Source organism: Alteromonas sp. AWQ4_252, from assembly GCF_056158205.1.
Genome location: NZ_JBSWSV010000001.1, coordinates 3,583,265 through 3,597,803, shown reverse-complemented (window position 1 = coordinate 3,597,803; position 14,539 = coordinate 3,583,265). Strand labels below are relative to the sequence as shown.

The following is a 14,539-nucleotide window of genomic DNA, read 5'->3' as shown; positions in this document are numbered from 1 at the left end:
GAATTAGTCTGAAATAATGCTTTATGAGTTCAACAAAATATCCCTTATTTCCGCTTTCTGCGCACCTGCTTCCCGGCGGTAGAATGGCACTGCGAATCTTTGAGCCCCGCTACGTTCGCATGGTGAAAGAGGTGTGTGCAAATGACGGGTATTTGGTCATGTGTATGCTCGACGCAAAAGGCGACAAGGAGAAAAATCAACACATCTATCCAATTGGTACGTTGGCATCGGTTATCGATTTCGATTTACTCGATGATGGGTTGCTTGGCATAAAGGTTGCTGGTTTAGAAAGTGTAGAGGTGAGTAACATTGTTACCCAGGCCGATGGTCTTCGAACAGCACAGTGCGAAAGGTTGTCTTCCTGGCATTGTGATATATCACCTCATCGACTTTCACCTATAGACGACAGATTGAAGGAAATTTTTGAGCGCTACCCAGACCTCGCTGAGCTTTACGAAGAGTTTCACTACAACGACCCCGTTTGGGTCATGCAGCGATGGTTGGAGTTGTTACCGGTAGATGCCAAGCAGAAACAATATTTTCTTAAACAGGCCGATTGCAAGAGTTTATTGAGTTACCTTGCAGCGCTGGTTCAGTAACTGACCGTGTAAAATTTACTGGGCAAGCTGGTTAAGATTACATTTCTTTCACTTTCTTGATTTCGTTGTCTATAGAAACTATTAACCTGATAGGATATGGACAAGATTATGTTAGTTGGAATTCCTGTGGACCAAAGAAACAGCGTTACCAAACCAAAAGATTGTGCGACTGAAATGTCAGGCTATATCGTTAAGGTTGCCGAAAACCGTTGTAGACTGTCATTTGCCAGGGTATTTGGGTATTTTGCCCCCCGACTTCGCTCATATGCGCTTAAACAAATGAGTAATGAAGCTTTGGCTATGGAGCTTGTCCAGGACACAATGTCTAACGTGTGGCAAAAAGCTCACTTATTTAACGCCGAAAAGGGCAGTCCCTCCACTTGGATTTTTACCATTGCACGTAACATTCGTTTCGACATGCTTCGCAAACTTCAAAACCGCAAAGAAGATGTATGCTCTGATGATCTCTGGCCCGTCTTGTGTGAGCAAACCGCAGACGCCAATGAAACATCTCTCGATGAACAGATAACTCTTGAACAAATCGGCTTCATGTTTGAAGACTTGCCAGTGAAGCAAAAAGCGGTGATTGAAGCGATTTACATCGACGGTAAATCACAACAAGAAGTTGCCGACGAACTCAGTATCCCTCTTGGTACCGTAAAGTCACGAACCCGTTTAGCACTGCAACGACTCAAGGGTATGCTTAACGCTCATGATTAGGTTTCACCCCAGTATTGAGCAGTTAACGCAGTATGCTCAAGGGACTCTATCTCCAGTTGAATCCATAATGGTATCCGCACATTGTGACATGTGCGGCCGTTGTAAGAAAGTTGTGCTGGAAACCACCGAAAACATGGCCGCACAGGCCTTTGACTTTTCATCACATGACAGCATGTTGGACGAACAACTTGGTGCCATGCTGTCGAATATTACCATGCTTCCTGAGATGTCTACGTTCGGAAGCCGTGAGCAGACCTCAAACCCACTGTCGGTTGAACAGATAGAATTAGACGGTAAGGTTTTTGCTATCCCCCGAACGCTACAAACATTTGCCGGTAAAATCGGAAATTGGAGCGGTCTTGTTGGCAAGTTGTGGCAGGCGCCTGTTGACCTAGGCTATTCTGGAGTCGCGAATTTTATTTATATGGGTAATGGAGGCAGTGTGCCCGAGCACACTCACCGAGGGGTGGAATTCACTTTAGTACTTGACGGTGAATTTAGTGATGGATTACATCATTACCGCACAGGTGACTTTATTAAAATGGACGGCGACCATACTCATGCCCCGCAATCCACACACCCATCAGGGTGTTTAGTGTTTAGTATTTTAGACCAGCCGTTACACTTCACTTCGGGCATAGCCCGTCTGCTCAATCCATTTAGTCACTTGTTTTTTAGATAAAAAAGGCACCATATGGTGCCTGAATGTTAACTTAGAAAATCACTGTCCGGAAAGTTTAACTGCAACGTTTTAATTGCGTTATTCTTGAGATCAGTTAAACCCAGCTGATCATAACTGGATACCATGATTTCTAGTGCCTCCTGAACGTGTTCAGAATTGGGGAAGTGTTCCAGCACATATCTTCCTCTGTTTGCCGCCGCCACATAAGCTTCTCTGCGCATGTAAAACCTAGCGATGGCAATTTCATATTTTGCCAACCTGTTTTTAATGAAGAGCATGCGTTTTTTGGCGTCAGCAGCGTACTTGCTATCGGGGTATTGTTGTATCAATCGACGAAAATCTTCAAAAGCTTCTCTTGATTTAGATGGGTCCCTATCAGAGCGGTCTATTTGCATCAGCTCCTGGAACATATTGGAATCAGCTTCCATATTTGTCAGGCCGCGCATGTAAAAAGCGTAATCCACATCAGAATGGTTGGGATTTAACCGAACAAATCTGTCGATAGTTGCCAGGGTTTCGTCAATACGACCGGATTTGTAGTAGCTGTATATCAAGTCTAACTGCACTTGATTCGATAAAGGGCCAAATGGGTAGCGGGAGTCCAGCTCACTCAGCATGGTGGATGCTGACCCAAAGTTACCGTTTTGCATATTGCGTTTTGCGCTATCGTACATTTGTTGGGCGCCCATATTGGCCAGGGCCGCGCGCTCCTGTGTATCATCGTTGGAGCTACATCCCGCCATACTTACCATGACACCAACGACGACTGGCATCATTAATCGAATTGATTTCATATCTTTGTCTATTCCTGCTTAACCGACTGATACGTGTTTTGCATTTGTTGCAGCATTCTAGCGCACTCAAACCAGGAAACTCCACATAAAAACAGGAAAGTTTCCTTCTCATTACCGTAAAGTTGGTATAATACGCTTTTTGTAATAGCGAAAGAGTTTTATGAGCCAGCCTGAAAACACAGTCAGACTTGAAGCGAATACCGGGCCACACCACTATGGCATGAGATTAGATCAGGTTTTGGCTGATTTGTTCCCTGAATATTCACGATCGAAGTTAAAAAGTTGGATTTTAGACGGTAATGTGACCGTTGATGGTGATGTGTTGGTGACACCTAAGCATAAAATGCTGGGTGATGAGTACATACAGATTGCTGCCTTGATGGAAGTACAAATATCCAGTAAACCTCAGGATATTGAACTGGATATTGTGTATGAAGATGACGCCATCCTGGTAATTAACAAACCCGCTGATCTTGTTGTTCACCCTGGGGCAGGGAACCAGGACGGGACTATCCTAAACGCATTGTTATCTCACGTTCCGGATATCGATATTGTCCCAAGGGCAGGGATAGTGCATCGACTGGACAAAGACACTACAGGGCTAATGGTCGTTGCGAAAACAGTGCCTGCGCAAACACATCTTGTGAATCAGTTGCAAGAGCGGGTTATGAGCCGGGAGTACGAAGCCCTAGCGTATGGCACTATGGTCGCTGGTGGGGTTGTTGATGCGCCTATTGGCAGACACCCCACTAAACGCACGTTAATGGCAGTGCGGGAATTCGGCAAGCCGGCTGTGACCCATTACCGGGTGATGGAAAAGTTTAGATCCCATACTCATCTGCGTTTGAAATTAGAGACAGGTAGAACCCATCAGATCCGTGTTCATATGGCTCATGTCAAACATCCCTTGGTTGGCGACCCTGCGTATGGTGGACGTCCGCGATTGCCTAAAGGCGCTTCTGAAGCTTGCGTGAATGCTTTGCGAGGTTTTCAGCGTCAGGCACTTCACGCCGCTCAGTTATCCTTGTTTCACCCTGAAAGTGGAGAGTGGATGACTTGGCAAGCGCCTCTTCCGGAAGACATGGTCTCACTAATAGCTGCGGTGCGGGAAGATACCGCTCTACACGGTTTGGATGACGTGTGACTATGACTGTCGTTGTTCCTGACGTGAATTTCCCAGAGCGTGTTTTCGCTTATTGTTCGATGCGACAAGGTGGGCTCAGCAGTGGCGCTTATAGCAGCTTAAATGTCGGCTTGCATGTAGGCGATGACAAGGTAACCGTTGTCAGGAACCGGGAACAACTGCCTTACCATAACAAAATTCAGTGGTTAGAACAGGTGCACAGCAATACCTGTATTACGCTGCCCAGTGAGGAGCGCGAGGCGGATGCATCAATAAGTCGGCACGTGGCTTTTGCGTGTGCTGTGATGACAGCAGATTGCGTCCCTATACTGCTCAGTAACACTGAGGGCACCGAAGTTGCTGCGATTCATGCCGGATGGAAAGGCTTGGCGTCAGGTATTGTTGCTCGTACAATCGAATCAATGAGTTCTCGTAACGATAATCTTATGGCGTGGATAGGCCCGGCCATTAGTCAGGCGAATTACGAAGTATCGCCAGAAGTTGTGGAGCATTTTGCTCCTTGTAGATCAAGCTACCGGTCTAGTGATAACTCTGGGAAATTTTTGTTGGACTTGCCCGCTATTACTTTTAGTCAACTGCGCCAGGTCGGTGTGGATAACATCACTAAAAGCGATGTTTGTACTTATGAGAGAGACTCACAATTTTTTTCCCACCGCAGGAGCGTACACGAGGGAACTACACCTTGTGGACGTCAGGTGTCAGTAATCGGTTTTAAATATTAACGGTTTTGTTCATGAGAGCTTATATAAATAATCTTGGTCTGGTTAATTTAACTTGATATTGATCAAAACTTTTGTCCGTTTATTTGTCTCGTCAGTTGAATCCCTCTAAATCCATACCCATAAATAAGTCGTGTTAATCTTTGCGATATATTGGCAGGGGATGGTTTCATGCGATTAGACAGATTTACCAGTAAATTCCAATTAGCGATTTCTGACGCACAGTCTTTAGCACTGGGTCGGGATCATCAGTTCATAGAACCGGTGCACTTAATGACTGCACTGTTAAATCAGCAGGGTGGATCCGTTCGTCCATTGCTCGATCAGGCGCAGGTTAACGTGAATGCCCTTCGCTCTGCCTTGGCCGAAGCGATCGAGCGCCTGCCCAGAGTTGAAGGTATTGGCGGTGATGTTCAGCTTGGCAAAGACAGCGGTATTCTGCTTAATTTATGTGACAAAATTGCCCAGCAGAGAAAAGATGAATATATCACGTCGGAAATTTTTGTTTTAGCGGCATTGCAAGACAAAGGAAAGTTAGGCGAATTGCTTCGCAGTCTTAATATGTCTAAAGAGCAGATAGAAACCGCAATCGATAAAATGCGTGGTGGTCAGAAAGTTACTGATCCGAATGCCGAAGACGTTCGGCAGGCTTTAGAAAAATATACTACTGACCTTACCGAACGAGCCGAACAAGGTAAGCTTGACCCAGTTATTGGCCGCGATGATGAGATAAGACGAACAGTACAGGTTCTGCAACGTCGCACGAAAAACAACCCTGTGCTTATAGGTGAACCCGGCGTGGGTAAAACGGCCATCGTCGAAGGGCTAGCTCAGCGTATTATCAATGGTGAAGTTCCTGAGGGTCTTAAAAACAAGCGGGTACTTTCTTTAGATATGGGCGCGCTGGTGGCAGGCGCTAAATACAGGGGTGAATTCGAGGAACGGTTAAAAGCTGTACTGAACGAACTGTCCAAGGAGGAGGGAAGGGTTATTCTCTTCATCGACGAGTTACACACCATGGTTGGGGCAGGTAAGTCCGACGGTGCCATGGACGCCGGAAATATGCTCAAGCCTGCTTTGGCTCGCGGTGAACTGCATTGTGTGGGTGCGACCACATTGGATGAATACCGTCAGTATATTGAAAAAGATGCTGCTTTAGAGCGTCGTTTCCAAAAGGTTCTGGTTGATGAACCGAGCGTGGAAGATACCATTGCTATTTTGCGCGGTTTGAAAGAACGCTATGAGCTCCATCATTCGGTAGATATAACTGATCCGGCCATTGTTGCCGCAGCAACCTTGTCCCATCGCTATATTAGTGATCGCCAGCTTCCCGACAAAGCTATTGATCTTATTGATGAAGCAGCATCGAGTATCCGTCTACAAATAGACTCTAAGCCTGAAGATATGGACAGGCTGGAGCGTCGCATCATCCAGCTCAAATTGGAAGAACAAGCGCTAGCGAAAGAAACTGACGGCGAAAGCCATAAACGGTTAGAAATGATTGAGCTGGAGCGCGAGCAAGCCGAGAATAAGTTAGGCGAGCTGGATAAGATATGGCGTGAAGAAAAAGATGCCATGCAAGGAACCCAGTCAATCAAGACTGAACTGGAACAAGCTAAGCTCGATATGGAAATTGCCAGGCGTGCATCTGACTTAAATCGTATGTCTGAATTGCAATACGGTCGAATTCCTGAACTTGAAATGAAGCTTGAGAAGGCTGCAGAGAGTGAAACTCGTGAAACACTGCTGCTGAAAAACAAAGTGACAGACAGTGAAATCGCAGAGGTGCTGTCTCGCTGGACTGGTATTCCTGTAGCCAAAATGTTGGAAGGTGAGCGGGACAAACTGTTAAGAATGGAAGAGGTTTTACACAAACGTGTTGTAGGACAGGCAGAGGCAGTAAATGCGGTATCCAATGCGATACGCCGTTCTAGGTCTGGTCTTGCAGATCCCAATCGCCCTATTGGCTCTTTCCTTTTCTTAGGTCCAACAGGGGTAGGAAAAACAGAATTATCAAAAGCACTGGCCGGTTTTTTGTTCGACACGGAAGCAGCGTTAGTTCGTATTGATATGTCTGAATTTATGGAAAAGCATTCTGTGTCCCGTCTGGTTGGGGCGCCACCGGGTTACGTAGGTTATGAGGAGGGAGGCTATCTTACAGAAGCCGTTCGCAGAAAACCTTATTCGGTGATCCTGTTGGATGAAGTTGAAAAAGCGCACCCGGATGTTTTTAATATTCTATTACAGGTGCTTGATGATGGTCGACTGACAGATGGACAAGGCAGAACCGTTGATTTCAAAAACACGGTTGTGATCATGACATCAAACTTGGGTTCTGATGTTATTCAGGATGCCCATGGAGATGACCAATATGACGAAATGAAGCGTCGTGTAATGTCAGTAGTGGGGCAACACTTCAGGCCTGAGTTTATTAACAGAGTTGATGACTTAGTGGTATTTCATCCCCTTGGTAAAGAGCAGATTAAGTCTATTGCAAAAATTCAGTTGGCATCACTACGCCAACGCTTGGCTACGAAGGGCTACAAGCTGGAGTTATCAGGTGCTGCTATGGATAAGATCGCAGACGCTGGTTTCGACCCTGTCTTTGGCGCCAGACCGTTGAAACGGGCCATTCAGACGCAGATCGAAAACCCGTTAGCGCAGCAGTTGTTGTCTGGCGTGCTGATGCCAGAATCTACAATTCGGATAGATGTGAAAGACGACGAACTTGTCGTGGTATAAACTAAAAACCCCTGGTGAAGGCCAGGGGTTTTTAGTTAAATATTTCTGCTACATAGTTTCTAATAGCTTCGATGCTTGTGACTTTCCGTTGTAATCACTTTCTGCATAAGCTGCAATTTCCAAATGCTCTTTTGCTTCCTGTTCATTTCCCATTTGTAGCAGGGTATATCCTAGATGATAGCGAAGTTTAGGGTTGGTAGCTTGCCGACTAAATGCCCTGCGAAGCATTTCTAAACTTTCCTGATATTTTCCTTCGTGTGCCAACACCCAGCCATAGGTATCGAGGATCTCTGGATCACTTGGGTTCAGGTCGATAGCTTCAGTGATCCACTGTGATGCCTGCAGGGTGTTAGACTGTGCTGACATTTCTGCTAACCGGTTGAGTACTTTTGACTTATTCAACACGTTGGGCATTTGGGATAATTTGGTATAAATAGGAATGGACTTGGAAAACTCACCGTTGTTGTAAAAATACTGCGCCAGTAAGTTTGCGGGCAGCAGATATTCGGGGGTTGACTTCATTAGCCCTTTCGCCATTTCAATAAATCCGTCAGGATTATTTCCTCTCTCTGCCATTTTATAAGCCGCCAGCAATGGTTGAGCAAAAGCCGGTGCAAGTGAGGTAGAGCGTTCGTAAGCCTGCGCAGCTTTAGTAAAATTACCTGTGCTCTCTGCTAACAGACCTGCGACGTACCAAAAGTCGGGGTTATTTTGATTTTTGTCGATGCGTGATGCAATAGTTTGGGCTGCGTCAGAAACTTTACCCATGGCAATTTGTAACTTGGCCGTGTGTAGCGCAAGATCATTGTCGTATGGCGTGATTGCGCGGGCCTGTAAAAAACTTGTCAGAGCTTCATCCGTGCGCCCTAGTTTTATGAGTAGGTTACCGTACTTTGTGAGTAATCGAGGGTTTTCCTGAAGCTGATCATGGGCCAGCACCAGTGCCTGTTCAGCCTCGTCTATTCTCTCCATGTTCACCAGAATATTCGCTTTTTGAAGCAAAAATGCAGGGTTATCAAAATCTTCTTTCAAGAGTTTGTCCAGCTGATAGAGCGCACCGTTGAGATCTCCCTGATTCGCTCTGATTTGCACCAACTTAACCCTGGCTTCCTGATTTCGGGGCATCAACGCCAAAACATTGTTGTAAATATTTATTGCGGTATCAACGTCACCTTTTACCAGTGTATTTTGTGCTTTTAACAATTGCGAGGGAATGTGTCTCGGCGCTTGTTCAAGCAGCGTGTTTAAAAGCAGAAGTGATGCATCGATATTGCCTGTTTTGGCTTCTAAAGAGGCCAGATTAAAGCGCGCTGAAAAGCTGTCAGGGTTGAGTTCAAGGGCTTTCTCCAGTCTTTCTCTCGCTTTGTCGTATCTATCTTCCTGCAGATAAAGTGATGCTTTGAAATTGTGAACGTCCGCTTTTTCCGGGAAAATATTTGTTAACCCGTCAACGGCTTTGTGGGCGTCGTCAAATTGTCCAAAACGCATTTTCATAGACGCATAAGTGAACAAAAAGGTTGGGTTTAGTTGCTGCGCGTTGTAATTGTCATCGAGAAGTTTAAGCGCTTGTTCTTCCTGGCCTCTGACCGTCATCAGCTTTATTTTAAAAAGTTGCACGAGCAGCGTGTTGGGATAACGTGTTTCGAGGATCCGCGTTAGGCTATCAGCTCTGAAACTTTTGTTTTGTTCAATAAGTAAATCTCCAAGTAACAAAGACGCACTTAAATCAGAAAGAATAATAGATTGCTTTTGCTCTAATAAAGACAAGGCGAGCTTAGGGCGCTGCGTAGAGATATAAGCTTTCGCCAGTAACTTCGTTGCTTGTAAGTCGTTAGGAACTTTGCCTAAATAACGTTCAAAATCGCCTACTGCTTTTTCAATATTGCCATTAAAATACGCGGTTAAGCCGCTGATATAAATAAGAAGTGGCTGTGACTCGACCACATCAGGTGGCAGTTCAGACAAGCTGTTACCCAGCTTTTGAATTTCTCCGGTATTTGGGGTGAGGGTACTTTCCTGAGTCATCAACCAGTTGTTTAGCAAAATTGCCAAGGGGTCATCAGGCGTACGTTGCATAATTTCGTCAACATACTCGCGAGCACTAACAAAATCGTCTCGGGAAATATAAATATTTACCAGGTTTCTTAATGCAATCGGGTCATCGGTATTTATAGATAGTGCTCTTTTGAACAATGAGATGGCCTGGTCGACTTTCTTTTCTCTATAAGCTAGCTGGGCTGTGAGTCGCCATAAGGTAGCGCTTTCCTGGTTAATAGTACTGGATTTTTTGAGAAGGGCCTTGGCTTCGTCTAACTCGTTATTTTCCAAAGCCATGGCGGCCAGACCATTATATGCAGCATCATTGTTGAATGGGAGTTCAAGCATGCTTTCATAAGCGGCCTTAGTACATGCTTTATCATTGAGTTTGTTACACGCTGTGGCCCGTATTTGAAGCCATGCTGACTTCTGCCGTGCACCGAGTCGCTTGTAATCGGTAAATTCAACAATTTCGGTGAAGTGGTTCATAAACAACCATGCTGTACCCAATGGTTCAGCGACAAGGTTTAAATCTGCGCCCATTTCTATGGATTCAGAGAATTCCAATTCTGCTGCTCGAACGTAGCCGTTTTGCAGCAAAAGGCGACCCATCAATATCTTAGCGGTAAGGTTCTCAGGGTCTTTTTGTAAACTGTTTTTCAGATGTACAAATGCGGTTTCATAATCATCATTATTAAAGGCGGTAAGTGCTTTTTCATAATCCGCAAAAGTAGTACAAAATGCGGTTGTCGAAAAAGCAATAAGTCCAGTACAGAAAACTGCTTTTCGAAAAAGCCTTTCTAACGATTGTTGAATATTCATAAATAACACCTGAATACTGTAAAGAGAAAAAAGGTGGCAGCTGCCACCTTTCAATTGCTAAAGCTAATTATAGAGTAGCCTAACAGATTAAGCGTTACGCTTTCTGCGCCACATGGCCAGTGCACCGCCCATGAATAACATGGCAAATGTTCCTGGTTCTGTTACTTCTGTTGGGGTTCCTTTGGTGTTGAAGCCAATACTAGCCAACTTAAACCCGTCATCGAACATCTTGTGACCGATATCGCCAAATACCGTGTTGTACGCCCCGATGATCCAGTACTGTGAGTACACGTTTTCGAATTCAACCATGGCGAGGTGGTCATCGTCACAGTTTAGTACGTCGAAGGAACCAACAGCCATTGCATCACCAGCTACGTCGCTCCAGGTATTAGAGCCTGACTCGAGCATTGTTGTGTCGTCTAAAGCGGCAACCGATACCTGGGTGTCGTCGTCTTTCCACAACCAGCTAAATGTAGCGCCCGTTACATTTACTGCCTCGTCGAAGGAAATCAGAACATAATCGTAGTCAGTGTCAATGTGATATCCATAGGAACCACTTTGCCATGACCATTTTACTTCTTTTTCATTGTCGACAGAGTGATCTGGTGAGTATCTGGCTCTCTCATCCTCATTGACAACACCATAACCCCCACCATACTGTCTAAGCTCTGCTTCTTCAATATTGACGTCTGAGTATTTACCGTAGCCATATTTGGAGCCAATTCTCGACCAATCCTTTGTATCAGAATAGGCCGAAGCATTGATGGTCACGCCATCAACTTCTGCGTTGGTGATTCCATCACTAGCAAGGCTATACATCAGATCATCACCAAAGTAATCAGCTGCGTTACAGCCATCACCGGTGTTACCACCTGTGCCACAACCACTGTGCCAACCTCCGCCACCGGCGAAAGCTGGGGCGCTCAGTGCACCGGCAAAAACTATTGCCGTAACTGATGCTATTTTATTTAGTTTCATCTTATGGACCCCTTTTATACCTCGATTATATACCTCAAATCACACCAAGCATTAATCGTGCCCATTTTTAAGTTAATGATTTATATGTATTTTAAGTGTATTTTGAAACTATTCAAACTTAATGCGTAAAATATACTGACATCAGACGAAAGTAGTGGAATAGACTAAAGTTTATATATAACAGTAGGTTAAGATAACATTTTAAAATGTCTAGTTGTGTATTTATATTTATACTCAAATATATATCTGCAAACCTGCTGTGCTACTAAGGAAAATATGTTGGTAAGTAAGAAGTGGTGATCGAGATAGTAAGGTCGTACGTTTGAAGAGTGCGTGGGCGCAGCTTCTGTGAAATAATAGTAGCAGAATAAAAGATGATGAGGTCTTAATGACAGATACAAAACGCAAAGGCATTTATTTGCTCCCTAATTTACTTACAACCGCCGGGCTGTTTTCGGGTTTCTACGCTGTTGTTGCATCAATGAACGGTAGCTTCGAAGCCGCAGCGGTTGCTGTGTTTGTAGCAATGATATTTGACGGGCTGGATGGACGAGCTGCCAGGATGACCAATACGCAAAGCGCTTTCGGAGCTGAATATGATTCTATGGCCGATATGGTTTCCTTCGGTGTAGCACCAGCTCTGGTAGCTTATAACTGGGGGTTGAGTGAGTTGGGTAAGCTAGGATGGTTAGCTGCTTTTATCTATGTAGCGGGTGCAGCGCTGCGACTTGCCCGATTTAACACCCAAGTAGGTATCGCAGATAAACGGTTCTTCCAAGGCTTAGCGAGTCCTGCCGCGGCGGCCGTTGTGGCTGGGTTAGTGTGGGTAGGTGTAGAATATAACGTGCGGGGCAATGATTACGGTATCATCGTCGCCTTAGTTACCAGTGCTGCAGGCTTACTCATGGTAAGCAACTTCAAATACAATTCTTTCAAAGAAGTGAACTGGAACGGTAAAGTCCCGTTTGTTGCTCTACTTATTATTATGCTTATTTTTGTTGTGGTCGCTACTGAACCAGCACTGGTACTTTTCCTGGTATTTGCTTTATACGCTTTAGCAGGCCCAATAAATACGTTTAGAACAGTAGATAAGGTGACGCTACAGGATGTAGTAGGCGATCACGAAGACAAAGATGCAGACTTCTCACCTGATAATGTTGATAAACAAACATCTAATGAAGTCGACATGTCTGATGGCAGCGGTGACAAAGATGATGAATCTGCCAAGCCAAAGTCATGAATAATCTGAAACAATAATAGAATTCGACTATGGCAGACTGTACAAAATAGGCATGATTGTGCGAACTGTACCCAGTTTGAATAAAAAGCGACCGAACAGGTCGTTTTTTTGTTTTTATTTATAAAGGGGGGTTGACCTGAATTCTGATATGCGTAAAATGCGCGTCCTCGGTTCAGGGAGGTCGCTAAAAGCCATCCGGAACGAGTTTGAAAATTAGTTTTTTTGAGTGAAAAAAAATCAAAAAAATGATTGACAAAAAATTGGTGCAGAGTAATATACGCATCCCGCTTGAGACGGCATATAGCAAGGCTTAAGCAAATGTTCTTTAACAATTTATAACAAGACAATCTGTGTGGGCACTCGTTAAGAGTGTCAACCGACGATTCATAAATAGTTTTTCGATTTTAATTGAAGAGTTTGATCATGGCTCAGATTGAACGCTGGCGGCAGGCCTAACACATGCAAGTCGAACGGTAACAGGAATAGCTTGCTATTTGCTGACGAGTGGCGGACGGGTGAGTAATGCTTGGGAACTTGCCTTTGGGAGGGGGATAACAGTTGGAAACGACTGCTAATACCGCATAACGTCTACGGACCAAAGGGGGCTTAGGCTCCTACCTGAAGAGAGGCCCAAGTGAGATTAGCTAGTTGGTGAGGTAAAGGCTCACCAAGGCGACGATCTCTAGCTGTTCTGAGAGGAAGATCAGCCACACTGGGACTGAGACACGGCCCAGACTCCTACGGGAGGCAGCAGTGGGGAATATTGCACAATGGGGGAAACCCTGATGCAGCCATGCCGCGTGTGTGAAGAAGGCCTTCGGGTTGTAAAGCACTTTCAGTTGTGAGGAAAGGTTGGTAGTTAATACCTGCCAGCTGTGACGTTAACAACAGAAGAAGCACCGGCTAACTCCGTGCCAGCAGCCGCGGTAATACGGAGGGTGCGAGCGTTAATCGGAATTACTGGGCGTAAAGCGGACGCAGGCGGTTTGTTAAGCTAGATGTGAAAGCCCCGGGCTCAACCTGGGATGGTCATTTAGAACTGGCAGACTAGAGTCTTGGAGAGGGGAGTGGAATTCCAGGTGTAGCGGTGAAATGCGTAGATATCTGGAGGAACATCAGTGGCGAAGGCGACTCCCTGGCCAAAGACTGACGCTCATGTCCGAAAGTGTGGGTAGCGAACAGGATTAGATACCCTGGTAGTCCACACCGTAAACGCTGTCTACTAGCTGTGTGTGAATTTAATTCGTGCGTAGCGAAGCTAACGCGCTAAGTAGACCGCCTGGGGAGTACGGCCGCAAGGTTAAAACTCAAATGAATTGACGGGGGCCCGCACAAGCGGTGGAGCATGTGGTTTAATTCGAAGCAACGCGAAGAACCTTACCTACACTTGACATGCAGAGAATTTTCCAGAGATGGATTAGTGCCTTCGGGAACTCTGACACAGGTGCTGCATGGCTGTCGTCAGCTCGTGTCGTGAGATGTTGGGTTAAGTCCCGCAACGAGCGCAACCCTTGTCCTTAGTTGCCAGCATTAAGTTGGGCACTTTAAGGAGACTGCCGGTGACAAACCGGAGGAAGGTGGGGACGACGTCAAGTCATCATGGCCCTTACGTGTAGGGCTACACACGTGCTACAATGGTATTTACAGAGGGAAGCGAGACAGCGATGTGGAGCGGACCCCTTAAAGAATATCGTAGTCCGGATCGGAGTCTGCAACTCGACTCCGTGAAGTCGGAATCGCTAGTAATCGCAGGTCAGCATACTGCGGTGAATACGTTCCCGGGCCTTGTACACACCGCCCGTCACACCATGGGAGTGGGATGCAAAAGAAGTAGTTAGTCTAACCTTCGGGAGGACGATTACCACTTTGTGTTTCATGACTGGGGTGAAGTCGTAACAAGGTAACCCTAGGGGAACCTGGGGTTGGATCACCTCCTTACCTTAAAAATCGTCAATTGCCTTTTAGCGTAGTGTTCACACAGATTGTTTTGTTATTGATAAAGAAGAACAACCAAGGTAGTACTTCACCAAAAAGGGAGTATTGCGCAGCGGATTTGTTGGTC

The 14,539-nt window shown here is 45.5% G+C and carries 10 protein-coding genes and 1 rRNA gene; 8 read left to right on the top strand and 3 right to left on the bottom strand.

Translation table 11 applies throughout. The features are described from left to right. Window positions 1-23 precede the first annotated feature (23 nt). The 3 genes from ACXACM_RS15800 to ACXACM_RS15790 all read left to right on the top strand — a co-directional run bounded on the left by ACXACM_RS15800 (window position 24) and on the right by ACXACM_RS15790 (window position 2,001). Entirely contained in the window at window positions 24-599 is a 576-nt protein-coding gene (locus ACXACM_RS15800) for an LON peptidase substrate-binding domain-containing protein (RefSeq protein WP_474822933.1), read from the top strand. Between the two features lie 108 nt (window positions 600-707). After that, window positions 708-1,319 carry a sigma-70 family RNA polymerase sigma factor gene (locus ACXACM_RS15795; protein ID WP_474822932.1) on the top strand — a complete coding sequence of 204 codons (612 nt, stop codon included), beginning with the start codon at window positions 708-710 and terminating at the stop codon, window positions 1,317-1,319. Beyond that, the gene (locus tag ACXACM_RS15790) at window positions 1,312-2,001 is read left to right on the top strand and encodes a ChrR family anti-sigma-E factor (protein WP_474822930.1); all 690 of its coding nucleotides are present in this window, start codon (window positions 1,312-1,314) and stop codon (window positions 1,999-2,001) included. Before ACXACM_RS15795 ends, ACXACM_RS15790 begins: the two co-directional genes overlap by 8 nt. Before the next feature lie 26 nt (window positions 2,002-2,027). Here ACXACM_RS15790 and ACXACM_RS15785 read toward each other — a convergent pair whose 3' ends face one another. Further along, window positions 2,028-2,795 (bottom strand): outer membrane protein assembly factor BamD, encoded by a 768-nt coding sequence (locus tag ACXACM_RS15785; protein WP_474822928.1) that lies wholly within the window; start codon window positions 2,793-2,795, stop codon window positions 2,028-2,030. 160 nt (window positions 2,796-2,955) lie between these two features. Between ACXACM_RS15785 and rluD the strand changes: the two genes are divergently transcribed. The 3 genes from rluD (at window position 2,956) to clpB (ending at window position 7,400) form a co-directional block, all read left to right on the top strand. Continuing rightward, window positions 2,956-3,939, top strand: coding sequence for a 23S rRNA pseudouridine(1911/1915/1917) synthase RluD (rluD, locus tag ACXACM_RS15780; RefSeq protein ID WP_474822927.1), 984 nt, complete (start codon window positions 2,956-2,958; stop codon window positions 3,937-3,939). A 2-nt stretch (window positions 3,940-3,941) separates the two neighbouring features. Then, entirely contained in the window at window positions 3,942-4,661 is a 720-nt protein-coding gene (pgeF, locus tag ACXACM_RS15775; protein ID WP_474824382.1) for a peptidoglycan editing factor PgeF, read from the top strand. A 168-nt stretch (window positions 4,662-4,829) separates the two neighbouring features. Beyond that, window positions 4,830-7,400 carry an ATP-dependent chaperone ClpB gene (clpB, locus tag ACXACM_RS15770; RefSeq protein WP_474822926.1) on the top strand — a complete coding sequence of 857 codons (2,571 nt, stop codon included), beginning with the start codon at window positions 4,830-4,832 and terminating at the stop codon, window positions 7,398-7,400. 48 nt (window positions 7,401-7,448) lie between these two features. Here the strand turns inward: clpB and prsT are convergent, their stop codons facing one another. Further along, a complete protein-coding gene (prsT, locus tag ACXACM_RS15765) occupies window positions 7,449-10,259 on the bottom strand; it encodes an XrtA/PEP-CTERM system TPR-repeat protein PrsT (RefSeq protein WP_474822924.1) in 2,811 nt (936 codons plus the stop codon). A gap of 87 nt (window positions 10,260-10,346) precedes the next feature. Next, window positions 10,347-11,237, bottom strand: coding sequence for an exosortase-dependent surface protein XDP1 (xdp1, locus tag ACXACM_RS15760; protein ID WP_474822923.1), 891 nt, complete (start codon window positions 11,235-11,237; stop codon window positions 10,347-10,349). A 388-nt stretch (window positions 11,238-11,625) separates the two neighbouring features. Here xdp1 and pssA point away from each other — a divergent pair, with 388 nt between their 5' ends. Continuing rightward, window positions 11,626-12,477, top strand: coding sequence for a CDP-diacylglycerol--serine O-phosphatidyltransferase (gene pssA, locus ACXACM_RS15755; protein WP_474822921.1), 852 nt, complete (start codon window positions 11,626-11,628; stop codon window positions 12,475-12,477). 405 nt (window positions 12,478-12,882) lie between these two features. Beyond that, window positions 12,883-14,415: ribosomal RNA gene (locus ACXACM_RS15750) — 16S ribosomal RNA — on the top strand. Window positions 14,416-14,539 lie beyond the last annotated feature (124 nt).